The sequence below is a fragment of the Paenibacillus xanthanilyticus genome (assembly GCF_042682185.1).
GTDB lineage: Bacteria > Bacillota > Bacilli > Paenibacillales > Paenibacillaceae > Paenibacillus_Z > Paenibacillus_Z xanthanilyticus.
In genome coordinates, this window is sequence record NZ_JBHUHA010000001.1 from 1,871,462 (window position 1) to 1,897,368 (window position 25,907).

Consider the following 25,907-nt stretch of genomic DNA (forward strand, 5'->3'; position numbering starts at 1 on the left):
GGTGAAATGCCCTCTATGATGAGGGTAGCAAATGTGGAACGGATTAGTGAGGAAGCACCTTCATCCGAATCGATGGAGGTGCTTTTTGTGTTTGTCGCGATTAGTGGCGCGAGCGTATACGGAATTGAGGGCAAAATTATCGCGGTAGAAGCGGATATCGCCAGCGGCCTACCGCAAGTCAACGTCTTGTGTTACAAAATCCCGACACTAAACCTCATATATCTTGCCCGCCACATGCCGATCGAGCCAATTGAACTTCTCAAACTGATGCGCCCGTAGATGCTTCCTAATTAGCTCGGTAAAGCTTAAAGTAACGAGCACCTTTCGTTTCCCTTGAACGTTCAATGTCTGAATGAAATCAGCCGCATTCCCTTGAGCTGTCTCCATCCGTATTCGCGCAGCCAGTTCCGTATACTCGGATATTTCCATTAGTATGTCTTCGTTCGTACGTGACAGTTCCCGGATCTCATCCTGTAGTGCACTTATTATGAGGTCTACCTCTTCTGTCATGGTTAAAAGCTGGCCTGAATCAAAGTTGCCTAGAACATAAAGCTCCGCTATCCTTTTCTTGCGCTCCTCGGCTTTCGCCAACTCCAAGCGTTTATCATCAATTAATTCCTGTGACTGCTTGTCCAATCTGCGTGTTAACGGGTCGATCATTCCTAGTTGTATCATTCCGGCGGCTTCATCAGCGTACCCCTTCATCCAACCAGAGATATCTGCGGCGCATACTTGCTCAACGATTAGATCAAGCGTCTTTTCATCAATGTTTTCGGAATCGCAAAACCCGATACCTTCCCGCTTTTTTTTGACGCAGACAAAATAAGTTCGGCCACCGCGACTACTTACCTCGCGATTTCTAATGTAAGAGCTACCGCATTTTCCACAAATAATCGTACCGGCGTATTTTGACCTCGTTGGTTTTAATCCGACCCTACTAGTATAGTTAACCTTCGCCGCTCTCGCTTCCTGTGCCCGTTCAAAAACTTCAGGGCTGACGATAGCAGGAATTCGCCCTGGATGGAGAATCCACTCCGACGGGTCTCTGAGGGTAGCAGATTTCTTACCGCTAAAAATTCGAGGTGCGTCAAACTTATTTCGCACCAGTGTTCCCATGTAAGCATGATTACTCAACATTCGCGATAAGGTGCTTTGTCCAAAAGGCTTACCAGATCGAGTAAACTTTCCTTCCTCGGTAAGTGTTTTCGTAATGTTTCTATAGCCTTCTCCGTTACTGTACAATTCAAAAATCCTTCTTACTATCTCCGCTTCCTCTGGCACTATCTCTAGATCATTTGTTTCTTTGATGTATCGATATCCAAAGAACTTGTCCGCTGTTTGAATGCGCCCCCGTCTAGCTCCTTCTGCTAATCCAAATATCGTTTTTACTGACTTATCTTTCGAATCTGACTCCGCAAGCAACATCATTAGCCCAACTAAAATGTCATCTGACATTGACTCTGTTGATAAGTTTGCCGTAATAAAGTCCACAAAAACGCCACGCTGTTTTAAACGTTTCAATACATCTAATGCACCTACGTCGCGTGCCCATCTACTTACGTCTTTCACTAGAATGCGTGTGAATTTTGCCTTTCGATCAGAGTCCCGGAGTGTCAATTCGCCGCGGTACTCCGAAATATCTAGCCCAGCATCGTATAACATAGCTTGAAATTCGACGCGCTTTGACCATGCCGTGCCCGAAAGCCCCTCGTCCGCGTAAACCTTAAAAAGATCATATGACACACTCTTATGGCAGAAATCCTTAAAGTAAGATGATTGATAATCTAATGAATTAAGCTGGTCATCACTGTCAGTTGAAACACGACAGTATGCAGCAACGGGTATCCTTTCCATATATAATAAGCGCTCCTTCTAACGTTATTAATAAAGCATGTCTAATTTTCGGGAAATTCGTTGGATTAATTATACCTTCGGAAGTCCGCGATAGTCAAACATACGTTCGGACGAAAGAAGAGCCCTCCGTAATTACGAGGGCTAGATAATCAACCGAAGCGCGTTATACCGGCGCAGGAAGCTTCGTAATGAACCGCGCATACCCTCCCGCACTCTTCACGAGGTTAAGCGAATGGAAACGCGGCAACCGCAATAAATCCTCCTCGGTATACGGACTCAGCTCGCTCTTCAACTCGTCGTAATTCTTCTTGTCGCAGCCGCTAATCAACATGTATGATGCGTTCGCCGATCGGAGCTCATCGCGTATGTGGCGGATCTGATTCAGATAGTGCGCGCTTATAATCGGCTTCAGTCCGAACTTGGCGTACTGACTGAGTTTCGACCGCATGAACTGTTCCGTATGCGCGACCTGGTACAGTTCGTCGACAACGAGGTTCACCTTCGTAAATTTGCTCCGGTCGCCACCGTATTTCTTGCTCCGCATCTGCAGCGCGAGCCATATCTTCGTCGACCAATACGTCGTGTACACGTCGCGCTCCGCATCGGTTCCGAACATGTCGGACGGCATTCGTATGCAAATGAGTTGGTTACGCTGCATCTCCGCGACCAAATCGATGTTGCCGCGCGTATCCTTATCGAGCATCTTTTCCATGTACGCGTTCTGCTCAAGCTGATTCAACCGGTCGATAATGCCGACTACGTACGTATCTTTCGTACCTACAACCGCGCCGCTCTTATCGCAATCGTCGATCTCGCCAAGCCAACGCACATATTTCCGCAAATTCTCCGCCTGTGCTTTCGGGACCAGTCGGATCAGACGTGCGCGTACTTCGTGATCCTGCAGGCAATTGAACACGTTGCGAATGCTTCCGCCGGATATGAACGTAACCAGCGCCGCGCTCACGAGATACCGTTGCATTTTCGCTGACAACTTCGTTTCCTCCGCGTTAATCGAATTGACCAGCGTGAGTAGCTGCGTCGTCTGCTTCTTCGCGTTATCGTACCCTTCAAACGGATCAGTTGACGTCCCGACTTCGTTGTAGCCGAGTCCTTGCATCGTTCGGAAATCGCTGCAATCAACGTTTAGCACTTTATCTGACGGCAGGACCGCGGCCACTTCGCGACTGAGTTCGCATTGACCGACGTAATCGAAAAGAATCGCGCATTCTCCCGCGCTAATGGCGTCGCGGCACAGGTTCGCGATCAACGTCGACTTGCCGGCGCGTGTCGGACCGATGAGCACGAGCGTAAGGTTCTGAAACTCGCGGTCGGACGAAAGGAACGCTCGCTGCACGTTTCCGCGATACACGTTCTCGCCGATACACATGACCCCGCGCGTCAAATCTTCGGGAACCTCCGTCTCCTGCGTCTCTACCCGTTCAATAAAGTTGTAGCGTTCGAGCACATCGCGGCCCGCCAACGCGATAAAATTCTGCGCCTCTTGATCGCCGACCTTATTCCGCTCAGTCCGTATGTCGCGGTCGGTAAAGCGAAAGGTGCGACGGTGCGGACGGAATGATAGCCGGTTATCTTCCGTTACTGTATCAAACGATTGCGCCAGGCTACGCGCCGCATTACGTTGCCGTATAGTATCAACGCTCTCCGCGAGCACGACGATTTGCGTATCGATAATCACGGACGTCGCCTTCTTCGCGGTCGATTCGCTGATCCGGCGCGCTCCGTTGAGGCGCTCGATCAAGTTCTCGAGGATACCGTTATCGTCGCGCTTCTTTTCCCCGCCAAGTGCCTCCGCAATCTCGCGGAACAATATGTCGAGCGATGATACCGCGAATTTCAATACGTAAGCAAATCCGAGTTTATTCCGCTCAACCGGTAGCCTGCGATTAACCTTCGCGATTGTTGCACGGTACAGATGCCGCCACGACATTTGCGAAGTCGGAACGAAGTTGTAGTAGATGCCGAGTTTATCGCCGTCCTCTAACAGTTCGACCGCGTTCAAATTGCTATGAAGGAGCTCGTTACTTCTGCGGTCAACAGCGAGACTTAGCGCGTCTTCCTTTTCGTACGCGAGCTGATACTTCGATGCGCGATCGGAGAACTCCGGAAGCACGTCGACCTCCTCGAGCGTAACCGCGCCCCACACATCGGATAGTTTCTCGGCAATATACGAATGATATTGGCGCGGCACGACGAAGTAAAACTCGACCTTCTTCCGCTCCATATAAATGTAGTAGCCGACCTTGGCCGGAAGCGTGTATTTGTATCGCGTTCCGATGACGAATTCACGTCCGAAAGCGCTGACTATCCGGTGCTCCTCGATGTTGATGTTCGCGAGAATACTTCGGTAAAGTGCGCCGATTGCTCGAGCGATTTTGTGCGTCGATTGATTGCGGACGGAGTTGTTCGGTTTGATTCGGAGAAAGACGTACTCAGGGCGCACAACCTCGAGAACTTTCGAAAATTTCATCGGGTTATCCCTCCGAGCACTAGCCGGATGAGTGCGTAAATACCGAAAGTAAGGCCGGACCACCGGTAGCCATCGCGTAGCCCGAGCGCGCCGAGTATGATAAGGACCGCGCAGGTGAGGAGTCCTACTCCGTAACTCAGATCGACGATTATGCCGGCAGCATCGTGCAGGAAATCAAGCACGTGCGCTTTCATTCCGGAGACAACATGACTCTGCGCGTGATCGACCGCCTTTTCGGCGAACCAAGTCGCTGGACCCTTTATCGCAAGAAACGAAGGGCCAGTTATCTCACCGCTATAATGTTGAAGCGCGCCGACTAGCGGCGAAGGGTCCGCATATTGACCGTCGTGCATCAGCGCAAAATGGAGATGCGGCCCAGTTGAGTGTCCGCTGTTTCCGCTGAATCCGATAAGCGCGCCGGTGTCAATCCGCTCGCCTGACGTAACCGCGATTCGATCAAGATGGCCGTAGATATGAACATCGCCATCCTCCGTGCGGATGAACAAGCCTTTACCTAACCGTTCATCTCCGTAGTCAACTACGCGCTCCACCGTACCAGCCGCGATCGAGTGAAGTTCGGTGCCGCGCGGCATGGCGAGATCGATTCCGTTGTGAGTGCGGCCGTCGCGTATTTCTTCGAGCACACCGTATTCGGAAGAGATGCGGAATTTCATCGGTGCCATAAGCGCTCACATCCCGTCAAATAATACTTCGATCTGACCGAACGCCCACGGGAGTCCGAGCAGAATCACATAAACGAGGAGATACGCGAGGAACGATTTACGCGCCTGAATGAAGTCGCCCTGCACCGTCGAACTGATCGCGTCGAACGCGCCTTTTATGATAATGACCCATTTGCCGACGTTGACGAGTTTTTTGTACGCCTTTCTCGCGCCCTCGTCGATCCCACCGGATTTAATGACCTCGTCGAGACCGGCTGCAAACGTATGAACCTCCAATCCCGTCAATACTACGAACGTAATCGCGCCTACCTTATAGATGAGTTTGTTACGTTCGATGTGTTCGGCGATAGCTTTCGCGACACTCTTAAGACGGTCGACTAGCGATATCGTACCGTCAGCTACCGGAAAAAATACGGTCGCCACTTCCGCCATTCCATCGGCAGTTAAACGAAATTTCACACGAAACCCTCCCGTACAGGCATTTTCCCGCGACTCCGCGCATATGCTGAGGGTAACCCGCCCGCAGCGCCTTAGCCTACGTATGCCCACGTAGTAATCGCGCATAATAAGACCGAAAGGTGGGTGCGCGATGCAGGCGATACTTGGCGCAGTTGTTGGTGCGTTGTATTTCGGAGCCATCAGCGGCATCGAATACTTCTTTGAGCACGTGGTTTATAGTTAACGTAAGTCCTCCCCTTCATTGACCGTCAGGATTCTACCGTCCTGGCGGTTATTTGCGTTCCTCGCGTTGATCATCTCCGCGTAAAACAACGCCTTGGCGTACCCGCTGAAGTTATCTCCGCACATTGACGTCACCCACTCGAATAGCTCGCGCTGATGATTGTTGTCAACGTTAAAGCAAACGGCTTTCCTTACGTAACTCATTCGCCGGCACCTCCGTTACCGATGAATGTACGCGGAGTTTCCGGTTGCGGTTCTTCCGCTTTCTTCCGCGATCGCCGCTCTGGCTTTGGAGCCGTGCGGCTGCGTAATTCGGCTACGATCGTTTCAATCGCGTTGAGTGTCTCCGAAATGTCTGCGTCCTCTTCGGTCATTGTCTCCGCATAGTCAACGAGCAGGCCCGCCAGTGTTGGAACGGATACTTCGCGAACCATCTGTTTTAATAACGTTTTGTTCATCGCGCCATCTCCTAACGTTTTACGTATGTTTGAGGTTATGTGGGGCTGCGCGTCCAAAATTACGCTTTATATCAAAAAGGCTAGTATCAATTTACGATTTCTCGTCCAAACTTTAATATAAAGCGTAAGAGTGGACGAGGTGAGTGACGTGAGTGGATTGGGGAAAGCGCGAAGTAAATTCGGTGCGTTTTTGGATGACAACGGTATTTCACAATCTGAAATATGCGCCGAGTCAGGACTTAATAAGGCAACAGTATCGAGGATTTGCAATGAGGAAGGAATTGAAACAAGGTTAATTACAAAGCGAGCACTAGTCGCAGCAGTTCGAAAGATATCGGGAAAGGTTTTTGAGGTTGAGGACTTTTGGCCGCCTACTAAATAGAAACTTGTTCCCATAATATCCCGTATATATTACAATCGTAGTAATAACGACTTAGGGGATGGAAACATTATGAACAATCCAGTATCTACTTGGCTAAAAGGTTTGGGTTGGCTGATAATAATCGGCGGTGTTGCTTTAGCTTTCTACTTCGGCCGTGAGGATGTTTTCGTACCTGGAGGGTCTTTTGATAGTGAATTACTCGAGGGTTTAACAAAAAGCGCTGGTGTCGAGACTCGATTCGATCTCCAAACCTTTGCTGTTTATAGCTTCTCTTCATTAGTCGCCGGTCTGTTCTTCATCGGCCTATCTGAAATTATAAAACTTCTCCAGTCAATCAAAGACCGGTCTGAACGTGCGTAAGCAGCAACGTAAATAAAAAAATCGGCCCACCTGCGGAATTATCTCCGTAAGTGGGCCTTCGTTTTTACTTCTTCTGTCCGCTCGCTTTACGCAGCGCCTCCGCCAGCCTATGCGCTTCATCTTTCTCCGCTTTCGTCTTCGCGCTTGCATACGCCGGCTGCAGATATTTCGCGATAATCGCGTTCGCATCTTCCGCTTTCACCGTAATCGCTCCTTCGTCTAACTTCGCTTGAACCGCGTCCTTGAACGCTGCCCATCCGGTCCATTCGCCGCCATCGTACATGAGTCGCGGACAGATTTTACCGGACCAATCGTAATGACGGCGCAGTCTATCCACGCCCCATCCGCGCTCCTTCAGCAGTTTGGCGACGAGTGTAGCCGCGTTATCGAGCGTTTTCCCGTAATCGCCGCTCTCGCAAATCTCAACGCCGATCGACGTATTGTTACCGGTCGCGTCGCCGGCATGAAGAGCGCGCTCGTTAAGTGGGACGGCTTCGATCGCGACATTTTCGTCAACTACGATATGCCACGAAGCCTTACGTTTATTGCTCGGATTCGTCAGCCAATCGCGCTCATTTGCCGCAGTCGACGTCGGATTTCCCGTATTATGAATCGTAATTGTTGTCGCGGTAATCCGTCTTCCCGTACGGCGTTCGAGCGGCGTTGAAGTCGGAATGTGATTAACGAGGTAGTTCACCGTCATCGTTCGCGCCTCCCTTATTCTTGAGGACCGCGATCACCCGTTTTACCGCGTCAGGCAGCGGCAGGCCGAGGCGTCCGTAATTTTCCGTGATGGAAATGAGTTCGTTCGCGATATAGAAATAGACCGCGCCGACCATAACGACGTCTGTTCCGAGCAGAATATCCATACGGTGCGCGAGTAAGATGACGACGAGCGTGAGTCCCTTTTTCGCCAGGCCAGCGCTCATAACCGCGGAACTCAGGCCAGCGCCCTCCTTCAACGACGCGCTTACGCCGGTGATAACGTCAATCCCGATTACGAGAAGCAAGAACGCCAGCGCCTCGCTCCAACCGCCGAATGCGTACGACAAAAAAGCGCCGAGTAGCCCCGCGCCTGTGCTCAATTCTGCTTGTGTCATTGTTTATTATTCCTCCTTATAGTGCGTGCCAATTTAATTTAAGCGCAAAGCTTTCCGAGCTCCCGCCGTAATTTCTAAACGTTAACTTCAACGCAATCACGCTCGCGTCCGTCGGATTCGGCATCAAGTCCGCGTCATATAGCATCGTATACGACCGGTTCCACACGCGCGGACTCAGAATGTGAATACCGTACGGCGACGTATTCCTCTGGCCGCTTACGTGTCCGCGATTGCCATCCGCGTCTGTATACGATGCCCAAACGGACTTACCGAGACCGTCCGCGTTGTTTGCCGCCTTCCTTCCGATCGTCATTTGCGCTCCGTACGAATAGTTGTCGTAACCGCTGCCGTCATCGAGCGAGATTGACAGATTCACGCTGCGGCGTCCGGTCCCGACCGAAATGTAATACGTTTGATACGAATTCGCCGCGACGCTAACGTTCAACGTCTGCGCACCGTATGGCGTACCACCGAACGCGACGTCACCGCCTTCTACGCGGACAGACCGTTCATCACGATAACGCGTATCGTGATAAACACGCTCCTTGAACGCCGGGTAGCCGTCAGATTCGTAGCTTTTAACCATCGATAAGTTGCCATCCGGATCTTCTGCGCCTATTCCGACAAGCATGTAGCCGATGCGGATGCTTCCTTCGGGCGGGTCCGGTGGATATGCGAGTTGGCCGCCGCCTGTACCCGCGGACGTGTAGACGACAGTGCCGACCGCGCTCACATAGAGATACCGGAACTCCCATCCGTCAAAGTCAGCGGCACTGACGCCAAGTGTCTGCGCGTTGAACCGCGTTTCCGGAACGATCTTGTAATCACCGTTCGGCATAATGACTTCCATCGCGGTCACAACGATATCTGCTACCGGCTGAGTCCACATGTAAACGGCCGCGCCCGAGATGTACGTATCGCCGGCGAACAGACCAGTAACGCCCGTTAAGGTGGTCGCGGTCTTTCCGGTATACGAAAAGCTCCGGTACTTATTACCGAACGTAGCATTCGCGTCGTAAACGTAGCCGCTGCCGCTCGCTGGAAAAGCCGCGGTGCTCACTACATTAAGTGCCGTAGCTGTCCCCGCGTGGCTACTCGTAAGTGTCGTCCGGATTTGTGTATGCGTCCGATTCTCAAGACGGATGATGCCGCCGGATTGAATGCCGCGCCCAACCGCTTTGTCGATCGTGTTCTGGCCGATATACGACGCGCAGTCTTGTAACGCTTGCCGCAACGTGGACAACTTCGCGGTCAGGTCCGCGAACTTTCCGTCAACATTCGTACGTTCGGCCGCCGTAACCGCGTTATCGGCAATTACCGAATCAATCGCGGATATTAGCGCGGTGTACGACGTATCGTACTGCGTCTTCGCCGTCTGCAGCGCGGTCTTGAGCGTCGCGTTCGTCAGGTACAGATTCGCGTAAACTTTCGTGTACTCCGCGTCGACGTCCGCCTTCTCTTTCGCCAACTGCGCCTTATTCTGCGCGATCGCCTTCGCTTCGGCTTCGCTAATCACCGCGTCCCTAAACGCATCGTCAACGTAGGACTCGAACGTATCCTGCGCGCCGGCGAGCTCATCGACTTGTTGCTGCGTTTGCGCGTACAGTTCGTCGGCATACGTCTTCGCGTTAGTTTCCGCGGTAACTGTAATCGCCCGAATCGCGTCCTCTAGCGCTTGGCGGAGCGCGCCTTGTTTCGTGGAGAGATCGGTAAACGCGCTATCGACTGCCGTACGTTCGGATGCCGTTGTTTGGCCGTCGGAGATTGCGGCATTGATCGCGCCGACACATGCGGAATAGCTAGTGTCATACGCAGTCTTCGCGGATTGGAGCGCGGCCTTTACCGCCGTATCCGTCAGGTACGAACTGCCGTAAATCTTCACATATTCCGCGTCGGTATCCGCCTTTTCCTTCGCGAGCGTGCGCAGATGTTCCGCAATTGCCTGCGCTTCGGCCGCGGAAATGATGCCGTCGGTGAATGCGCCGTCTACATACGTCGAGAGCTCCGATTGGGCTTGCGCGAGTTGCGACTGTTCCGTGCGGAGTTCCGTGTTCCAACGCGAAGCAAGACGTTGGAAGCTACGTTGGTTCTTGCGCAACGTAAGAAGGTAGTCCGGAATCGAACGCTCGCGGAAGTTTCCGAGAACCAGGCGCGGCCTCACCGTTTTATCGAACGGGTAACGCTCGTATTCGAAGAGTCGCGTATCAACGTCGTAGCCGAGTTTGTCGTCGTAAACGCGAATCGTATCGCCTACGGATACCGGACCGAGGCCGACCGTTTCCACCTCGTAATAAACGTGCGGCAATTCGTTTGCGGCGAGGTACGCTTGCATCGCGGTTAGGAGAGCGGCCTGATCTTCGATATCGCCCCATTGCATCGCGGCTTCGAACGGCCGCGTCGGATCGTGATACGTGGAATCGATATACTTAACGGAGCGTCCGCCCAACCCTTCGATCGTCAATCCGTCCTTGCCGTAGCCGAATAGCCGTGTAACGCGCTCTGACTCGTCTACATTGCGGCGGATGATCTTACGGTTCTTTCGCCGGCGAATCTCTACGCCGTTATCCGCGCCCTTACGTTTCGCGAATGTCAGCGTAAGATTATCGAAGGATAATTCCGCGCCATACAGTTCGCGCAGCTCGTGAAGTAACGCCAACCGCGATTTCTCGCCCCAATCGAATATGTCCGTTGCCACAAACGTTCCGCTTACGGAGAAGATGACGGAGGTGCCCGCGAATAGTTGGGACAACATAGCCTCTACCGTTTGGGCCGCGGCAAAATCTACGTACGCGTCGTAGAAAGAGCGGCCGGCCTCGAAGAATACGTGATGCGCTTCGATCGACTTGCGCGCGCCGTTCTCGTCATCGGATTCTTCCACACCGCGGATCACGAAGCGCTGTCCGTTCTCGATATCGGACGGGAATCGGATCTCGTTGCCCGGAATCAAATACGAATAGCGTTCGTCGTCGCCCGCGAGCTTTGCGTAATCGAACGTGACGTAGTACTCTCCGTTAAGAACTTCGCGCACACGAACAGAAAGAGCGGCCGGCAAATACGCCAACCGCCCTGTTCTGTCCCATATTTCTAACCGCGATGTCATCGTTATCCCTCCGTTGGTACTTCCGCGTCAGCGTCCGTGTAGCCCATATTCCGTAGTTGCGATTGGTACGGATTAGGCACGTCGGCCAGCGCCATCATGCCTTTATCGACCTTGTAGCGGTAATACGTCAGCATCATGCGCCCTCTCCTTTCAACGCGGAAATTTCGTCTCTTAACGCGGCGATCTGCGCGTCCTGTTCGTCCATACGCATCAGCATCGCGACCAACATCTGACCGATATCATCGTCGTTCTGCAGCGATAAGGTCAGCGCCTCGCCTACGTCGCGGATTACCGGAAGCTCCTCGAAATGATCGAGTTCTTCCGGGGAGATACCGTTCTGAATCAGCCATTCGCGGATATCCATACGTTACCCTCCTAGCGCTTTCATCCGTTTATAGAGATCGGCGACGCTGCGCACGAGCGCGGATACGTTCGTTTGCGTGTCGGCCTGATCGCGTACGAGTGCGTCAATTACCGTTTTCGGATTCGCGTTATACTCCGCTTTCGCTTCGATCGCGCTCGCGGTGCTTGCGTACTTGTCGAGCATGACGTAAGTTACCGTGTATTCGGCGGTCGAATCATAGTCAGCAGTCGAGATATACGCGCGCTGGTTCCCGAAGCCGAGCGCGTCGGTCACAATCACCCAACGTTTATCCAAGACACCGTTCCGGTATAACGCGTTGATCTGTTGAACACGGTTGGCAAACCTCGAGCCCGTCGATGTCGCAAGGTTAACGTCATAGTAGCCGGGGGTAGACGAAACAACGGGATTTACCTTTTCGCGTACGATCACGCCATCGCCCAGTTCGACCGCGTTCCCGCCCGCATGCAATCCGACTGCCCCTTCCGCGCCAACGATAACCTCTTCGATCGGAGTCGCAAGTTGATACGAAAGAGAATACGGTGTGTACCCGGACGCTATAGTCGTAGGCGTGACCGTAACTGATCCTGTATTACTCGTCGCATCCCACCGCACCCACGTCTTCGTTCCGGTTCCGTTATATGGCGTGCCGAAAGTTCCGTTGTTCATGCGCCAACCGTAGAAATATGCGGAAATTTCAGCAGCAGACGGCGTATAAGTTTCGCCCCATCCGGACTCGGCGTCCGATACAGAAATATAGATAAAGCCATCGCCGTCAACTGTAACACTATCAGAAGTGACCAACGGCCAGTTGACTACTCCTAGTTTTTTACCGTCGTATTTCGCGAATATGTCACTGGACATCCAGGACTGTTGATTCGGTAACTTAGCCGTCCGAACTACCTTATAACTAGTGTAATCGTTTGAAAACGACCAAGTGCGAGACCCGTCTATTGCAACATTCGTATTCCAGCGCTTCAACTTTCTCCACGCACCGTCACGCCAATATACCGAATCACGTACCGATCCGTCTACGTTGGATGCGAGCATCGTCGGAAGGAACACGTAGTCGTCATTGCGTGGTTCGAACGGGACTAAAGCGGTGCCCAACGTGAGCATAGGTTTAGAGAACGTGAAATTACCTGCGTTTGCGGTAACGGCAATTAAATCGATGTACGAAGTGGTTGCCTTTGTGGTGAATCCCTGCTGCGCAGCGCAGTTAAATTGCCCAAGCCAACCGCCGCCGGCATCGTATTCCGCAATCACGTAGTAGTTCCCCGCCGTGATTGGCGCAGCGAACACATACTGCGCGAGGGGTAAAACGGAGATTCTCGCAATACTGTTTTGGTTGTCGCTAGTCGCGTTGATAGTAAACTCGTATTCGTCCGTGATTTTTACGTTGGGGTGTATGGAATACCACTCCGTTATTGGCGGCACTTGGTTTTTCCCGTGCTTTCTCAGCGTTGCACCGTTCAGATGTTTAACGCCGTCCACATACGGAAATTTATCCGCCAGCTTATCGCCTGTGTATTCGGGGTCAACGTCGATCTTGGCGTATGTTGCTGCATCGATTTCGTAGAGTCGCATACCGTCAGCAAAAGCGTACTGCCCCGTGGCCGTACCTACAACAACGATATCGAGATGGACGGAAGAGCTCGAACTATAGTCAGCCGGTGCGAACTTACTATATACCGTTTTGTATGTTGTGCTCGTGTGGTAGCTGCTGTTGATCATTTTCGTATCAGTCTCAATTAAACAGCGGATACTTTGCGAATTTCCGTTTTTAACATCGACCAGGTATACATAATACTTTCCGGCTGCAATGTTTGAACTTATGCTTCGGTAAGAGTTTCCGCTTGTGGAACTTGTGAGGGTCAACTTAAGGGACTTCCCTCCGTATCTTGGGCTTGTCGCGTCGAGTTCAAGAGTTACTCCCGATGTATTTCCAGCGGCCTCAACGCTGTTTTCGAAATTACCATCGCTACCGAGAAGATTCGCAAGCGTACGCCCGTACACACTCACATTCAACGGAGACGCCTGATCGGTCACAACGTTATTCAATCCGCGCTTAATTGTCGCTGTTTGCGCGGCCGCCGTCAGTTGCTTCGCGTGGATTTCGCGGATCAGCGTACCGACATTCGCTCTCGCGACGTTATCCGCGCCGAGTCTCGCATCCTGCACTTCCGCCGCGTTTGGTGCCGCGCCCCCTCCGGTCAAGTTGTTAATTTGCGCTTGCTGTGCGTCGATCTTCTGCTTAACGTTTGACGCGCCGTCATACGCAATCTGCGTCGCTTGGTGCGCTGTCGCCGCGGAAGCGTGTGCCGAATCTACCGCGATGCGCGCTTGCTGTTCGGCCGTAATCTGCGTCTGCAGCGACGTTAAATCCGCGTCTGCGCGCTCGAAATTCGCCTGCCAATCCGCCTGCGCCTGCAGATCGAGGTTCTTACTTATCGGTTTAAAACGTGGCATAGCCGCGCCCCTTTCGTGTTAGTACAAATACGTATGCCGAAAAATAAAAGCGACCGTAAGATTCGCGCCGGCCGCCGTGATCGTTATGCTATTGTCGCCTTCGACCAGCTTCGGGAAGCGCCCGGTAAAGTTGTGCGCGGCGTTCGTCCCGTCCTTGCGGACACTCTGCGCGAGAGGCGCGCAATCAATCTCGAGCACGTCACCGCTCGCTAGCGCCGCGTTATATGCGAACGTCTGCCCCGTCGTATTGTTCGTCAGGCTAACGTTACTCGCCGCGCCGCTGATCCGAATGACCGGATACGCTTCGTGCGTTCCCGCGTGGTAGACGTTAACCGTCGTCGGCGATGACGTAACCGAAAACGAATACGCGTCGCCCAAACGCAGTCCCATTCCGAACGTATACCCTTGCCCGAACTCGAGCGGCGCGGTCGTATCGTTTACGCTCTCCGAAAACGGATTGAACGCTTTGAACGGGAGCGTGAACGTGCCGAACTGCGCAATCTTCTCGACCGAGATGCTCCCGTTATATTTGCATATCCAGCGTTTACCTGGCGCGCGATCGAGTACGAGCGGTTTAACGCCAGCGCGCGCGTTGAACACTTTCGCAATCTGCGCCAACCGCGCTTGATACTCGCCTTCGTCTGCGGCAACGAGCGCGACTTCGAGTTCGATCGTGCGCGGTCCGTACTCCGTTTCGATATCGAGCGCGCCGTCATATCCCGGTAGCTCCTCTTCTGCTTGCCGCGTATCGGGGAGCAGCGGTATATCCGCTTTGACTACGCGCAAACCAAGAGAAGCGAAAGAGACGCCGCCAAACGTTGCTCCTCCGTTATCCATTTAACCGCTCCCCTCTCGCGATAAGTTGACGCGCTACGTCGCTTTGTTCGCGATGATACGTTTTGATGTCCGCTTGATCCTCGAGTACGACGTCGCCGTTATTTTCGATTAGTGGCGCGTTAAAGTTATTCACTACGGACGCACCGCGCCCATTCCCGCCGACCAAACTCCGCACTTGATCCGGCGTAAACACGTACTCATCCTTGCGCAGAATCGCCGTAATCTCATCCGGCATCAAGCGGTCGCCGCTCGCAAACGTCAGACCGGTCGCGCCGTCACGCCCCGTATGGAATAACGGAACGCCCCGCATCGATTTCACGAGTTGGGCACGCGGAGCGGCCGGTTTAGACGTCGAAGATGGCGCCGTACTTGCGCCTGAACCGCTCATAGCCGCCGCATACGCCGCTTGTAACGAAGCGAGCTCGGCCCGGATCTTCGCATTCGTCGTCATAAACGCGGAGAAGCGCGCATCCTCTAACGCGTAGTAGAGCGGCACCATATTTCCGCTGAACGATTCGAAGATACTACGTAAACTGTCGTACCACGATTCGATATCGCGCCGCTGCTGGTCGAGCGCGTCGAGCTTATCTTCGCGTTCACGGTCGAGGCTGCGTTTCCGGTCGTCGACGTCCATTTTGCGAAGCTGCTCCGTCAGTTCTGCATACCGCTTCTTACCTTCGTCGGATGTCGCGTTACGATAGCGCTCGGCTTCGGCGGCCAGCGTTTGTCTTTCACGCGCCCTTTCCGTATCGTCAATCGCGTCAGTCTGATCGTCATAGAACGCGTCAATCTCGCGGCGTCGCGCGTCGATGGCGTCGAGCTCCGCGTCCTTAATCCGCGTGATTGAATCCAGCGCGCTATCAGTCGCTTCCTTCGTCCGGCGTTCGCGCTCATCGTCCGCTTCTTTCTGCACGCGCTCGGCCTCTTTAATCAGCGTGATCCGCGCGTCGTACATCTCTTTGTCCGCGGCCTTATAGTATTCGGAATCCGCCGCGTAACGGTTGCGTACACGCGTCCATGCTACGAGTTGCATATCCGCGATCTCGCGCTCAGATGCGCCTTTCTCCGTGAGTTTCCGCGTTTCGAGTTCGATCCACTCTTCGGACGATTCGAACCGTTTACGCGCGGCCTCTTCCGTTTTCTTGGCGGTCTCTTCTGCGCGTTTCTGTGCGTCCGCGGCCATTTGGTCCTGTACGGAGCGAATACGTTCCTCGAGGTCCATACGGATGTCGGCGTTCGACTTGTACGTTGTGAGCAGACGTTTGAGGGCCGCGACCTCTTCCGCTTCGGACATCCGGTTCATGGCGCGCTTGTGATCGATGTAACGGACCGCGGTGCTGTACGTTTCCTGCTGCAGTTGGGCGGCCGTTTTGCCGGCCTTCTCTTTCGGAGTCTTAGCGGCTTTAGGCGCGGATGGCGTAAAGAGCGGCTCCGAGCTGCCGCCGTCGTATCGGCTCAGGCTATCCCACGTAAGCTTCTCGATCTCACGTTTCGCCTTCATTAGCGCCTCTTGCTGGGCGTTCAGCTCCGTTGTTGTCGCTTGAAGACCGGACTTTAGTGCGCGATCTGCGGCTTGGCCGAGGAATCCGACGATTGGATCGCCACTTACTGGAGATGACGAAACGGCCGGTTTTTGCGCTTGCTCTAGCGCCTTCATCGCGTCTAGTTGCGGTTGGAGGAGCGCGATACGTGCTTCGGCTTCGCGTTTGAGGTTCTCGATTACCGCGCGCGATGTGGCCGCCGATGCTTCTACGCGGTCCTTCTCTTCGCTGATGAGTCCGCGGATTGCGTCACGGTTGGCGACATGGAGCTGACCTTCCTTATCGAGCTCGGCGCGCAGGTCCGGATAGTGCTCCGTGAGCTGCTGAACGACGCTATTGAGCTCTTGCTTCTGTGCCTCGGAGAGCTTTTCCTTACCGTTGAGCTCTTCGTATTTCTGCGCGAGCTTCTGCATCGTCTCGACCTGCTGTACCTGGCCGGCGATGACGCGGATATTCGCTTCCTCTAGCGATAACTGCGCCCCGACCGCACCCTTCGCCTGTTCTTTCATGCGCGCAAGGGCATCGGCCGCTTCGTCCGCGCTACTAAAATCCATGCCTTTGAGTTCTTTATCCAGTTCGCCGATTGCTCGAGCAATATCTTCAAGTTCCTTTTCCTTCATGTTCTGCTCGATCATGTCTTTAAATGGAGTGCTCAAGATCTGCTTCTTTAATCTATCGTATTGCTCCATCAAGTCATTGCGCTTCTCCATGATTGGATTCAGTTGCTCAATGCTCGCAGTAAGACTTTTATACTCCTCTGCTTGCATGCCGATCGGTGACTGCATGAGCTTCGCGTTCAGGATGTCCTGACTTTCCGCGAATTTAAGCGTAGATGTCGAAGCCGCATCCGACGCCGCCTTATACGCTACTGTTCCCGCCACAAGTCCGCCGATTCCGAGTAGGATAACGCCTAGACCGCCCATTGACGCGTGAAGCGCCGTAAACGCGACCGCCAAGCTCCCGACAACCGCGATTAGGCCCGTGAAGGCTACGCCTGCCGCTGCTACGCCAGCTATAACGTCCTGGTTCGCGCTCGCCCATTTTGCGAAGTTCGTAACAAGCGGAGTAAGTTCCTCCGTTACTTTCTGGATGAGCGGCATGAACGCTTCTCCGAGCTCTTGGCGCGCAACCGTGAGCGTTTGGTTGAACGCGTTCTGAGATCCGGTATAGCCTTCGAGCGAGGTCGCTGCATTTCCGGCGAAGATCGCAGACTCCGCTAGAACACCGTTATAGGCCGCTTGAATCTTACCGGCTTCCGTAAGCTTTGCCGCGCTGGTTCCGAGTGTTTGAGCATAGCGCTCCTGCAATACGGATAGGTTCGTCGTGATACCTGTGTTGTCGAGTAGTTCCGATTCGCCCATTTTGATAGCCTGGACGCCTTGAACGATAGCCTCTGATAACGACAAGTGAGAGGCGCGGCCGTATGCGGCACTATCACCAAGCGCGCGCATAAGTTTCTCCGTTTCTTCAAGTCCGAGACCCATCGTAAGGGACGTCTTAACCGCCGTTGCTGCATCTGCCATGCTCATGAGGCCCTCAGTTACGAACTTCTGCGCGACTGCGTTCGTCTGATCCACGCTGACTCCGAGCGCTTTAGATACTTCCGCGAGACCCTTCATGGAGTTCGCCAGGCCGTTCGCCTCGTCAGCTAACGACTTCATAACGCGCACCATGCCGATTAGGCCGGCCGAAGCGCCAATCGCGGTCAATGACGCTTGCAGCGCCTCGAATGATCCGCGCGTCTTATTCGCCTCGTCGCCCATTCCGCGCATATGCTGGCGCGCTTCATCCATCGACCGTTTAGCGCGCGAAATATCGAACTCCATCCGGCCGCGTATTGTTCCTACGTCTGTAGCCAAATCCTCACCACCTTTATCCTATCTTTCCGCGCAGTCTCTCGAACGCGCCGCGGTCAAACTCGTCATCTGCCTTCGCTTCATTCACACCGGCGCTCTCCGTCAACGCGCTCACAAAGCGCTCATACGCGTCCGCATCTCCGCATTGACTGACCGTTGCAATCTGCAGCGCCATCAAGTTCCGCTCGGCCTCCCGCTGTGACAACGCGACCAGTAACGCCGGCATATCGATCATGTAGTATTCGCGCTCAAGCACGGTCTGACTGACGCCGAGTTTAACGGCTGCCTGCAGTAACCATTCGTCTAGCGTTAGTTGCCGCTGCCGTCCGCCGCTTTCGCTGGTGCCGCTACGAGATCGAGGACGGCTTGGAAGTTTTTTGCCGCGTTCGCCAAATCGTTCTTCTTCGCGGTCGCAACGATGAATCCGATAAGCTCGTTGAGGTCCGCGTTCTCTTCGATATAGGCCGGTTCGAGATCGGTCAGCACGCCGACAACACGCACGGCTTCGTCGATAGCGAGGCTCGCGCCTACGACCGCAGTAGTAACGAAGTCATCGGATTGGCGCGTAGAGAGGACGCTGACGATTACTTGCGGCAGCCCTTCGATAACTTCGAACAGCGCTTTCCACTTCGCGATCGTAAGCTTCGGAATAGCGACGCGCTTCTCTCCGATAAAAACGTGGTCTTCCGATTGTCTATTGAATAAACGTGATTTCACGGTTATGTTCGCTCCTTAGAAAAGAAGATAGCGGAGACATCGCGCCTCCGCCGGATGAAAGGATGATTACGCAGTTTGGTCGCCGAAGCCGATGATGTTACCGTCTGCGTCCGGATAACCTTTGAACGTTACGTTCGTGATGAGCTCGCCTTCGTAGCTGTACGTGTAGTTGAGGTTTGGTCGTGGGGCCGCTTTGTAAAGCGTTACTGCGTCGTTCGCGGTTGCGGTCGTCGAAAGAGGCTCGATCTTCAGCTCCTTCGCGACAGAAAAGAGGTCGATTACGGTAGTCGCGTTAACGTCAACGCGTTTCTTTTCCGGTGTCGTTCCGTTAGTTGTCAGCGTCGCGCCCGGAATGATCTTCGCAAGCTTATCGAGGTCAAACTCGGCAAAAGGCACCTCGACCGTTGCGGAGTGGCCGAGAACGAGCTCCTTGACCGCGGTATTGCCGAACTGGTCGACCGTTACTTCGCGCGTTGTCTGCTCGTAGTTGAGAACGACGCCGCCCTTCGTTGTTTCGAATACGACCGGAGACGTGCCTCCAACATCGAACGTCACCTTGCACGGACCGAGCTTAATCTTCGTCAGGTCACTTGCCATCCTGTGATTCCTCCTTTAATTTTTCCACGTAAATAGAAAGACCGGCAGCAACGAGTTTATCCGCGACTTTCTTATCGCAGGCCACTTCGTCTCCGTCGGTCTTATATTCGGGCTCGGCGGCCGTACCGAAGTTAATCCGGTGTTCGTCGCCAAGCGTTAATTTAATTCGCGTCTTCATTCGTTCACCTCAGTCTAAAAGCGTCAACGTAAAGTTAACGGAGTACATCGGCCGCCGGTTCTCATCGCGTCCAATATAGAGCGGCACGGACTGATCCGCAGCGCAGAACGCAATCCGCGTAGTTCCGATCGTAAAGTCCGCGCGCCGGTGTAGGTATGTGTAAATCTCGTTCGCTACCGTCTCTGCCGCCGGACCGTTACGTTCAGCACCGCGCACAAGAACCTGCAGCGACGGACGCTTCATGTTCGTCCACTCGCTCGGCTTGAATCCGCCAGTTAACCGCACATATGCCGAATCATCAGCGGACGTGGCCGCGAATTCGTTGGCGTAGTAGGTGTACGGTACAGCGGCGGCCATATACGATTTTAGTTCCGCTACGGTAAACATCTACGTCAACTCCCTCCGGATTTCTTCCGCGATCATCTTCATATAGCGGTCACTGTACATTTTCAGCGGTTGTTCTAAATACTTCGGCTGCGTGCCCGGCGTTGTCGGATTCGCGTATTGCATGTGACCGCCGAACTCGTGCATATACAGCGCGTAGTTGAATCGGTTGCCGGCGCGATCCTTTTCGACCGCGGAATAGTAAACGTCACCGATTACGGAACCGTCCGCTTCCTCGATTTCTTTCCACGAGCCGCGCCGCAATGTCGCTTTATCGAGCGGTGCTAGGTCGCGTGATTCGCGTAGGAGATCGTCGGTCGCATCGTGCATGCCGCGTTCGGCACCGCGAGCAATTGCCCGTTCAGCAGCCGCCAAGCCGCGCTCGAAATCCGTATCGTCAAAATCGAACTTCACACGTACACCTCCGTCAACAACGGTTTGGACGCGATGTTCTTGACGATTCGGACCGATATCGGACGTTTCGTGTGCGTCTTGCCCGCGTAATCCGTGAACGTGATTTCGTCATCGTACGCGACCGCCACGAGCTTATCGAATCGTATCTGCGTGCTACTGACAACTTCCTCACCGTTTTGATTGCGAACTAAGCGCGCGCCCTCATCGATGCGGCATTTATACGTAACAGGCGCGCCGCCACTTCCGCCATCCCACGGATCGCCTCCGCCGGCCTTCGTAACCGTGACCGTATCTTTCATCGGAATCAGCGGCATTATAGCACCGTCCATCCGACGTTACGCCGCGAAAGTTTAACGCCGCCATTAGCGGCGGAGATAAGATCGAGCGCCGTCTGCGGAATGAACTTCGTAAGGTCAGCGGCCGGCCCCGTCACCGATTCCGTTTTGAACGTAAAGGATGCCGCGCCCTGCAGCGAGAATCCGGAGACTCCCTGTTGCTGAAGCCGGTTCGTATCGTTAAAGACCGTTGCCAGCACGTTCGCAAATTCGTAGACCGCGTTATCGGGAATCGTATAGCTCGCGTACCTGGTCGTCAGCGTACGTTGCGCGACGTTAACTATTCGTTGTTTTTTCGCGTCGTCTGCGTCCGCCCAGTCTTCGATATCAATACAATTCAACGCGATATATGCGGTCGCGTCTTCGATCGTTAGAGCCATACGCGCTCACCTCCGTTAATTATTCGGCGGAGGATTTAGCGGATGCTTTGCGCGGTGCTGGCGCTTTTGCGGCCGGTTTCTCCTCCGTTACTTCTTCGTCCTCAACGCGAACAACGTCCGAAACCAGTGCGTCTAGCACAGCAATCTCGTCCGCGTCTTCCGTTGCGTATCGGTGCCCGCTGAACTGGCGATACTCGCCATTAACGTAGAAACCGAGTTCGACGTAGCGTGATTCGTATTTCAAAGCGTATTCACCTCGTTAAGAGCCCGCAACAATTACGCCGCGAGCCCGTTAGTTTGCGTATTAAACGAGACCTTTCAGGCGGCCGTGCGCCTTCTCTTGCTTGAACTCGAGCGTGTACTCGCCGACGATCATGCCGGTGTCATAGTCGCCTTTAACGCCGAGGTAGGTGTGGCCGAATTCGCGCGTCGCCAGTGGCTTGATCGCAATACGGTTAACGTCGACCAGTAGCAACTCGTCAGATGCGAGGTTTTGGTTGAGCGCGATCTCGAATACGCCAAAGTCCGTAATGATGTGGTCAACGACTTGACCGCGCGCATTTTCTGCACGAGTCAGCGTGATTTTGTTCGCGTCAGTACCGGAGAGAGCGATCTTTTGCTTCGCGCCAACCATGATCTTGTAGTCGCCACCACCTGCGAAACCGCCCGCGTCGTAGATCTTCTGAGCCAGCGTGTTGATCGAGCTCAGTGTAACCGCGCCGCCAACATTGGTTACGTTTGTATTGATCCATTGACGGACGCCCTTCATTTGGCGAACTTGACCGTTTTCGTACGCGACACCGTTGATAGCGGCCTTTTCGAGTTGCAGCGCGAGTTCGAGTTGTTTCTTTTGCTTCTCGTACTCGTACAGGTCGTCGATGCCGTATTGCGTGACCGCTTTAGACGTACCGGAAATCTCGATCGAGTCGTCGAAGATTTGCGTCAGGTTCGACTTTCGAACGCGTGCTTTGTAACGAGCACCGCGAGCATCCGCACCCTCTGCGCCTTCTTGGAACAGGAACTCGATACGCGCCCCGTCAGCGATTGCGGCGGCCGTCGTGCTTGCGTATCCACGAGTAACCGTCAACGTTTTCGTGCCGGTGTTCACGGCGGAAACGTAGAGCAGCTCGTCGCCGACTTTAACAACGGAGCCAACGCGGAAAGGTTCAGCGTCAGCAACAACGATCGACGTGCCGCCTACGAGTACCGCGCCTACAACCGTCGAGTCGTCCGCGATCATTTCATCCTCATACCATACGTGCTCGACCTGAGACACTGGTTTACCAAATCCAATCATATTCAGCAGCGGAGTTTGATGCGGATTGAGAAGCAGAATTTCGTCAACGACGGACTCGCGTTTGCCGATTAGTTGAGAGTTATAGATTTTTGCCATTGTTGTAAATCCCCCTGTATTGTTTTTAGGGCAAACAAAAAGAGCTCCGAATAATCGGGGCTCTTCGCGTTACTTATTCAGTTGCTCTTTGAGTGCCGAGTACGCCATGCGGTCTTCGATGCGTCCTGTTCGGCGCGCTTTCTCGGCGGCCGCGGCAAGCAGTTGCTCTTTCGTCTTATCCGGCTTATCCTCCGGACCTTTGTTGTCGCCGATCTCGCGCGGCTTTGTCTGCCCGGCGAGGAACGGTTTATTTTTCAACAACGCCTCGACGACGTCCTTAACGCCTTCAATCGCGCCCTCATCGTCAACCTTTACCGCGGAAAGGTCTGCGAGTGTGAACGCGTCATCAAGCGCATCGGCCCGTACGCCAAGTTCGCGAGCAAGCGCTCGGAACTCCGCTTTAATCAGGCGTTGATTAGCGGCAGTTAACGCTTTGTCACGTTCGGTTGCGGCATCTTCTGCGCGTTTAAGCGCGTCAGCTTTCTCCGCTTCCAGACGTTCTTTCTCGGACATGTCCGCTTTCTTACGCTCCTCTTCCGCCTCTTTGAATGCGGCAAGTTGCGTCTTTACGTCGTCGTAGTCCGCGTACTTACTTTTTACGCGACCTTTCTCACGAGCAATTAGCGCGTCGAGTTCCGCTTGTGTCATCTCGACTTTCTTAACGGGTGGCTCCGGATCTGGCTTCGTGTCGTCGCCGCCATCATCGTCTCCCTCCGCGAAAAGTTGCATATCGAGGACGAGCGGAAATTTGCGTTTAATTTCGTTTATCATCGCGTATACCTCACCGGTTAAAGTCCGTCGACTATCGTTTTTAAATCGTCAACCGTAGCAGTTTAACGTCATGTACGTTCGGACGCGCTATTAAGCGATCAGATATACCGTTTCAATCAGCGTTTGTGCTTCGATCGGGTACGACGCGTCATCGACCGGATACAGCGGCAGTCCCCAACCGTCCATCGGCCGGTCGAGATGGCCCGACGGCTTAATGCGCGACAACACGTGCTCAAGCAGGTCAATCGCGTGTTGGTAATCGGACGCGTTACCACCGAATTGCGCGAGGAGTGCCGCCGCGTAAAACGATGTCAGCGCTCCGCCACGTCTATTCGGCTGGTGGTTCGTGTCCATCTCGCGGATCTGACCGGACGCTGTCGACATCTCGTACGCGTATTGCCGAACGGACGGCAGCGTAATGCTCGCCGGAATCAACCGGTTAGCGCGGAACAACTCCCACAAGTTATACAGGTGGTAATGGTTCGTCGCCTGGAATATCGAGTTGTAGATCGACGCGGTACTCGGCATATACGGCGTCTTGTTGACGTGCTCGTAAGCGCTCGGATACGCTGCTGCTAACCGATCATACGTCGCTTGGCGCGTAGCATTTGCCGCGATTTTCAGGCTGACCGCGAGCGCCATCATAGCGGACGAACGAGCGTTGTAGTTATCGCCGGTTCCGCCGGCGAAGTTGTGCAGCTTCATCTTGCCCGCGCCGCTTGTCACTTCCATGCTTACCGCCGCGTCCGCCAATTGATGAATCCAGTTGGTGACCTCGGTGACTACCGCCGTGTTTCCGACCTCAAGTGCAGCCTCGCGCAAGTCATGGAGAACAGCCGTATCCCGACCGATAAACTCCCAACCTGCATTCGTTGACCAAGACTTGATGTATCCGGAGGTTGCCCCCGGCGGATTCACGCCGTCTTTATATCGCGTATTCATGATGTTAAATAGTTTGTCTCTGGCTTCCGTCACGCACGTTGCGAGGTCTTTTCCGTACAACTTGTGCATAGCTAGAAGCATATAAGCTTGCAATCCGCCGAACTCGTTGTCGTGCTCCGGCTGGAGGGATACGCGGTACGCCATTTTCACGTACTTCTTTGCTAGCTCCACGAACTGTTCTTGGAGGTTCTCGACTGTATCCCACGCAGCGCGAGTATATACCGGGTTCATGCGGCGACTCGTCTCCGAGACGTGATCCGAATCGTAGAATGACATGTACATAGACGCACTAAAAAACGCTCCTTTTGGGATCGCTTTTGTGTTAGGGCTCGAGATTCGACAGCCGATGAAAATGTTGTCCGTAGTAGACGCGGTATTTCCGTAGTACAAGTTCCATCCAGACTCGGCGCCCGCAAACTCGGACTCGAATTGATTGTGTCGTACTCCCGCGATCAGTTGGTTGTTGTACAGATAACCTTTTAGCGTATCCTTGTTATGGCCGCCGCCAAGCGCAGACGGGCTCCATTCAAGGCGCATTATCACGCCACTCACAGCGCCCGATGCAATATCGTCGCCCGCAACGGCCTCGTGACGGAAATCCAGCTTGCCGTTCGCCCACATACGCACCTTAAAGTTCACCGGAAGAGCCGGATACGCGTTAAATACGATCGTGACGTCCCACTCACGGAATACAACGCCACTACCGTTAACCTTGCGCTTTATCACCGTCGAATTGGCGGAAGTAGGCACCGTGTTTGTGTACGTTCCTCCGTCGATAATCGCCGGGTAACCGAACGCGCCGCCCGCTAAACTAATCAACGTGCTGTTCCGGTAAACCGCGTTTACACACCACGCCGCGTCCGCTGTGAACTCCGCGGTGATCCCGTTTGCTACGAAACGTTCGGCCTTTGCGCTAACCATCGTATGTGCGACGTTGGATGTGTACGCCGCCCGTGTGACAGGAAACTCCCATATCTTGATCGTATAGAGCTTCGTCTCTCCCGCGGCAAGGTCCGCGTTAATCCAGATCGTACCGTGGCGGAGACTACCGTCGGAATATTCACCGTAGTTAAGCTCCGTACGTGTGTCGAGACAATCCTCCCACTGGTAAGATATCTCTGTGCCGCTCGGATCGAGAACGCTAATATAGTCCACCGATGGGCATTCGCCTTTATCGAACGAGACGAAAATTCCGACCGGAGAGTTAGTATAGGCGACCGCGCTGAGCGGATTCTTTACGTATGCGGACATAAACCAGTAGCCTTTTTGTTGCCTCCGCTGGACGCCGGGCTTTGCGTGCACCGCTAAAGCGGCAGCTCTACGGGCGGTACTACGCGCTAGTGTATCTTTGTTCATCTAACACGTCTCCTCCTATCAAGCCCGGATTCGGCAATAACCGCGATAAGAACCGCTTGCTGCCGTAATCTCTAATTTTGTAAATGGGTCGATTCGTTCATCAAACGCATCATTTGCCGCCACGGTGAACTCAAAAACACCGGCTTTGAATGTTACTTCCGAATTCGAATCATTAAACAGCGTGAGTGAGACCATTTCTTGTCCGTCCAGCGGTATCTCTTTAGCTGACGACCCTTTGAATGGTTTTCTAGCAATGAAGACCTCAGACAC

The 25,907-nt window shown here is 53.7% G+C and carries 28 protein-coding genes; 1 reads left to right on the plus strand and 27 read right to left on the minus strand.

Annotation, left to right across the window (positions count from 1 at the left end; translation table 11 throughout):
• Positions 1–207: 207 nt before the first annotated feature.
• The 6 genes from ACFSKT_RS07625 to ACFSKT_RS07650 form a co-directional block, all read right to left on the minus strand.
• A complete protein-coding gene (locus ACFSKT_RS07625) occupies positions 208–1,854 on the minus strand; it encodes a recombinase family protein (protein WP_377722164.1) in 1,647 nt (548 codons plus the stop codon).
• Between the two features lie 163 nt (positions 1,855–2,017).
• Positions 2,018–4,342, minus strand: a complete 2,325-nt coding sequence (locus tag ACFSKT_RS07630) for a type IV secretory system conjugative DNA transfer family protein (RefSeq protein WP_377722165.1) — start codon at positions 4,340–4,342, stop codon at positions 2,018–2,020.
• On the minus strand, positions 4,339–5,025 hold the full coding sequence (locus tag ACFSKT_RS07635) for a M23 family metallopeptidase (protein ID WP_377722166.1): 687 nt from the start codon (positions 5,023–5,025) through the stop codon (positions 4,339–4,341). The genes ACFSKT_RS07630 and ACFSKT_RS07635 overlap by 4 nt, the downstream gene beginning before the upstream one ends.
• 6 nt (positions 5,026–5,031) lie before the next feature.
• Complete coding sequence (locus ACFSKT_RS07640; RefSeq protein WP_377722167.1) at positions 5,032–5,484, minus strand: hypothetical protein; 453 nt, start codon at positions 5,482–5,484, stop codon at positions 5,032–5,034.
• A gap of 219 nt (positions 5,485–5,703) precedes the next feature.
• Positions 5,704–5,910, minus strand: coding sequence for a hypothetical protein (locus tag ACFSKT_RS07645; RefSeq protein WP_377722168.1), 207 nt, complete (start codon positions 5,908–5,910; stop codon positions 5,704–5,706).
• Entirely contained in the window at positions 5,907–6,164 is a 258-nt protein-coding gene (locus ACFSKT_RS07650) for a hypothetical protein (RefSeq protein ID WP_377722169.1), read from the minus strand. The genes ACFSKT_RS07645 and ACFSKT_RS07650 overlap by 4 nt, the downstream gene beginning before the upstream one ends.
• Before the next feature lie 451 nt (positions 6,165–6,615).
• On the opposite strand from ACFSKT_RS07650, the gene ACFSKT_RS07655 reads away from it, so the two are divergent.
• The gene (locus ACFSKT_RS07655; protein ID WP_377722170.1) at positions 6,616–6,906 is read left to right on the plus strand and encodes a hypothetical protein; all 291 of its coding nucleotides are present in this window, start codon (positions 6,616–6,618) and stop codon (positions 6,904–6,906) included.
• 64 nt (positions 6,907–6,970) lie between these two features.
• On the opposite strand, the gene ACFSKT_RS07660 is transcribed toward ACFSKT_RS07655, so the two are convergent.
• The 21 genes from ACFSKT_RS07660 to ACFSKT_RS07760 all read right to left on the minus strand — a co-directional run bounded on the left by ACFSKT_RS07660 (position 6,971) and on the right by ACFSKT_RS07760 (position 25,907).
• A complete protein-coding gene (locus tag ACFSKT_RS07660) occupies positions 6,971–7,609 on the minus strand; it encodes a peptidoglycan recognition protein family protein (RefSeq protein WP_377722171.1) in 639 nt (212 codons plus the stop codon).
• Positions 7,587–8,006: a phage holin family protein gene (locus tag ACFSKT_RS07665; protein WP_377722172.1), complete on the minus strand. Its 420-nt coding sequence runs from the start codon at positions 8,004–8,006 to the stop codon at positions 7,587–7,589. The genes ACFSKT_RS07660 and ACFSKT_RS07665 overlap by 23 nt, the downstream gene beginning before the upstream one ends.
• A 16-nt stretch (positions 8,007–8,022) precedes the next feature.
• Positions 8,023–11,106: a phage tail spike protein gene (locus ACFSKT_RS07670; protein ID WP_377722173.1), complete on the minus strand. Its 3,084-nt coding sequence runs from the start codon at positions 11,104–11,106 to the stop codon at positions 8,023–8,025.
• Between the two features lie 2 nt (positions 11,107–11,108).
• On the minus strand, positions 11,109–11,243 hold the full coding sequence (locus ACFSKT_RS07675) for a hypothetical protein (RefSeq protein ID WP_377722174.1): 135 nt from the start codon (positions 11,241–11,243) through the stop codon (positions 11,109–11,111).
• Complete coding sequence (locus ACFSKT_RS07680; RefSeq protein ID WP_377722175.1) at positions 11,240–11,470, minus strand: hypothetical protein; 231 nt, start codon at positions 11,468–11,470, stop codon at positions 11,240–11,242. The genes ACFSKT_RS07675 and ACFSKT_RS07680 overlap by 4 nt, the downstream gene beginning before the upstream one ends.
• A gap of 3 nt (positions 11,471–11,473) precedes the next feature.
• The gene (locus tag ACFSKT_RS07685; RefSeq protein WP_377722176.1) at positions 11,474–13,936 is read right to left on the minus strand and encodes a hypothetical protein; all 2,463 of its coding nucleotides are present in this window, start codon (positions 13,934–13,936) and stop codon (positions 11,474–11,476) included.
• A gap of 18 nt (positions 13,937–13,954) precedes the next feature.
• Positions 13,955–14,773 carry a phage tail family protein gene (locus ACFSKT_RS07690; RefSeq protein ID WP_377722177.1) on the minus strand — a complete coding sequence of 273 codons (819 nt, stop codon included), beginning with the start codon at positions 14,771–14,773 and terminating at the stop codon, positions 13,955–13,957.
• The gene (locus tag ACFSKT_RS07695; protein WP_377722178.1) at positions 14,766–18,173 is read right to left on the minus strand and encodes a hypothetical protein; all 3,408 of its coding nucleotides are present in this window, start codon (positions 18,171–18,173) and stop codon (positions 14,766–14,768) included. The genes ACFSKT_RS07690 and ACFSKT_RS07695 overlap by 8 nt, the downstream gene beginning before the upstream one ends.
• A gap of 13 nt (positions 18,174–18,186) precedes the next feature.
• Positions 18,187–18,426 (minus strand): hypothetical protein, encoded by a 240-nt coding sequence (locus tag ACFSKT_RS07700; RefSeq protein ID WP_377722179.1) that lies wholly within the window; start codon positions 18,424–18,426, stop codon positions 18,187–18,189.
• A 53-nt stretch (positions 18,427–18,479) separates the two neighbouring features.
• Positions 18,480–18,887: a hypothetical protein gene (locus ACFSKT_RS07705; protein ID WP_377722180.1), complete on the minus strand. Its 408-nt coding sequence runs from the start codon at positions 18,885–18,887 to the stop codon at positions 18,480–18,482.
• Between the two features lie 66 nt (positions 18,888–18,953).
• On the minus strand, positions 18,954–19,484 hold the full coding sequence (locus tag ACFSKT_RS07710; protein ID WP_377722181.1) for a hypothetical protein: 531 nt from the start codon (positions 19,482–19,484) through the stop codon (positions 18,954–18,956).
• A complete protein-coding gene (locus tag ACFSKT_RS07715) occupies positions 19,474–19,662 on the minus strand; it encodes a hypothetical protein (protein ID WP_377722182.1) in 189 nt (62 codons plus the stop codon). The genes ACFSKT_RS07710 and ACFSKT_RS07715 overlap by 11 nt, the downstream gene beginning before the upstream one ends.
• A gap of 9 nt (positions 19,663–19,671) precedes the next feature.
• Positions 19,672–20,049, minus strand: a complete 378-nt coding sequence (locus ACFSKT_RS07720; protein WP_377722183.1) for a minor capsid protein — start codon at positions 20,047–20,049, stop codon at positions 19,672–19,674.
• The gene (locus tag ACFSKT_RS07725; RefSeq protein ID WP_377722184.1) at positions 20,050–20,460 is read right to left on the minus strand and encodes an HK97 gp10 family phage protein; all 411 of its coding nucleotides are present in this window, start codon (positions 20,458–20,460) and stop codon (positions 20,050–20,052) included.
• The gene (locus ACFSKT_RS07730) at positions 20,457–20,789 is read right to left on the minus strand and encodes a hypothetical protein (RefSeq protein WP_377722185.1); all 333 of its coding nucleotides are present in this window, start codon (positions 20,787–20,789) and stop codon (positions 20,457–20,459) included. Before ACFSKT_RS07730 ends, ACFSKT_RS07725 begins: the two co-directional genes overlap by 4 nt.
• On the minus strand, positions 20,774–21,175 hold the full coding sequence (locus tag ACFSKT_RS07735) for a hypothetical protein (protein WP_377722186.1): 402 nt from the start codon (positions 21,173–21,175) through the stop codon (positions 20,774–20,776). The genes ACFSKT_RS07730 and ACFSKT_RS07735 overlap by 16 nt, the downstream gene beginning before the upstream one ends.
• 19 nt (positions 21,176–21,194) lie before the next feature.
• Positions 21,195–21,419, minus strand: coding sequence for a hypothetical protein (locus ACFSKT_RS07740; RefSeq protein WP_377722187.1), 225 nt, complete (start codon positions 21,417–21,419; stop codon positions 21,195–21,197).
• Positions 21,420–21,479: 60 nt separating this feature from the next.
• On the minus strand, positions 21,480–22,568 hold the full coding sequence (locus ACFSKT_RS07745) for an SU10 major capsid protein (protein ID WP_377722188.1): 1,089 nt from the start codon (positions 22,566–22,568) through the stop codon (positions 21,480–21,482).
• A gap of 69 nt (positions 22,569–22,637) precedes the next feature.
• Entirely contained in the window at positions 22,638–23,339 is a 702-nt protein-coding gene (locus ACFSKT_RS07750; RefSeq protein WP_377722189.1) for a phage scaffolding protein, read from the minus strand.
• 90 nt (positions 23,340–23,429) lie between these two features.
• On the minus strand, positions 23,430–25,637 hold the full coding sequence (locus ACFSKT_RS07755; RefSeq protein ID WP_377722190.1) for a hypothetical protein: 2,208 nt from the start codon (positions 25,635–25,637) through the stop codon (positions 23,430–23,432).
• An 18-nt stretch (positions 25,638–25,655) separates the two neighbouring features.
• Positions 25,656–25,907, minus strand: coding sequence for a hypothetical protein (locus ACFSKT_RS07760; protein WP_377722191.1), 252 nt, complete (start codon positions 25,905–25,907; stop codon positions 25,656–25,658).

Coding starts and splice junctions, on each gene's coding strand:
- ACFSKT_RS07625 (WP_377722164.1), bottom strand. CDS start 1,854: ATGGAAAGGATACCCGTTGCTGCATACTGTCGTGTTTCAACTGACAGT.
- ACFSKT_RS07630 (WP_377722165.1), bottom strand. CDS start 4,342: ATGAAATTTTCGAAAGTTCTCGAGGTTGTGCGCCCTGAGTACGTCTTT.
- ACFSKT_RS07635 (WP_377722166.1), bottom strand. CDS start 5,025: ATGGCACCGATGAAATTCCGCATCTCTTCCGAATACGGTGTGCTCGAA.
- ACFSKT_RS07645 (WP_377722168.1), bottom strand. CDS start 5,910: ATGAGTTACGTAAGGAAAGCCGTTTGCTTTAACGTTGACAACAATCAT.
- ACFSKT_RS07650 (WP_377722169.1), bottom strand. CDS start 6,164: ATGAACAAAACGTTATTAAAACAGATGGTTCGCGAAGTATCCGTTCCA.
- ACFSKT_RS07655 (WP_377722170.1), top strand. CDS start 6,616: ATGAACAATCCAGTATCTACTTGGCTAAAAGGTTTGGGTTGGCTGATA.
- ACFSKT_RS07660 (WP_377722171.1), bottom strand. CDS start 7,609: ATGACGGTGAACTACCTCGTTAATCACATTCCGACTTCAACGCCGCTC.
- ACFSKT_RS07665 (WP_377722172.1), bottom strand. CDS start 8,006: ATGACACAAGCAGAATTGAGCACAGGCGCGGGGCTACTCGGCGCTTTT.
- ACFSKT_RS07670 (WP_377722173.1), bottom strand. CDS start 11,106: ATGACATCGCGGTTAGAAATATGGGACAGAACAGGGCGGTTGGCGTAT.
- ACFSKT_RS07675 (WP_377722174.1), bottom strand. CDS start 11,243: ATGATGCTGACGTATTACCGCTACAAGGTCGATAAAGGCATGATGGCG.
- ACFSKT_RS07680 (WP_377722175.1), bottom strand. CDS start 11,470: ATGGATATCCGCGAATGGCTGATTCAGAACGGTATCTCCCCGGAAGAA.
- ACFSKT_RS07685 (WP_377722176.1), bottom strand. CDS start 13,936: ATGCCACGTTTTAAACCGATAAGTAAGAACCTCGATCTGCAGGCGCAG.
- ACFSKT_RS07690 (WP_377722177.1), bottom strand. CDS start 14,773: ATGGATAACGGAGGAGCAACGTTTGGCGGCGTCTCTTTCGCTTCTCTT.
- ACFSKT_RS07710 (WP_377722181.1), bottom strand. CDS start 19,484: ATGGCAAGTGACCTGACGAAGATTAAGCTCGGTCCGTGCAAGGTGACG.
- ACFSKT_RS07715 (WP_377722182.1), bottom strand. CDS start 19,662: ATGAAGACGCGAATTAAATTAACGCTTGGCGACGAACACCGGATTAAC.
- ACFSKT_RS07720 (WP_377722183.1), bottom strand. CDS start 20,049: ATGTTTACCGTAGCGGAACTAAAATCGTATATGGCCGCCGCTGTACCG.
- ACFSKT_RS07730 (WP_377722185.1), bottom strand. CDS start 20,789: ATGGACGGTGCTATAATGCCGCTGATTCCGATGAAAGATACGGTCACG.
- ACFSKT_RS07735 (WP_377722186.1), bottom strand. CDS start 21,175: ATGGCTCTAACGATCGAAGACGCGACCGCATATATCGCGTTGAATTGT.
- ACFSKT_RS07745 (WP_377722188.1), bottom strand. CDS start 22,568: ATGGCAAAAATCTATAACTCTCAACTAATCGGCAAACGCGAGTCCGTC.
- ACFSKT_RS07750 (WP_377722189.1), bottom strand. CDS start 23,339: ATGATAAACGAAATTAAACGCAAATTTCCGCTCGTCCTCGATATGCAA.
- ACFSKT_RS07755 (WP_377722190.1), bottom strand. CDS start 25,637: ATGAACAAAGATACACTAGCGCGTAGTACCGCCCGTAGAGCTGCCGCT.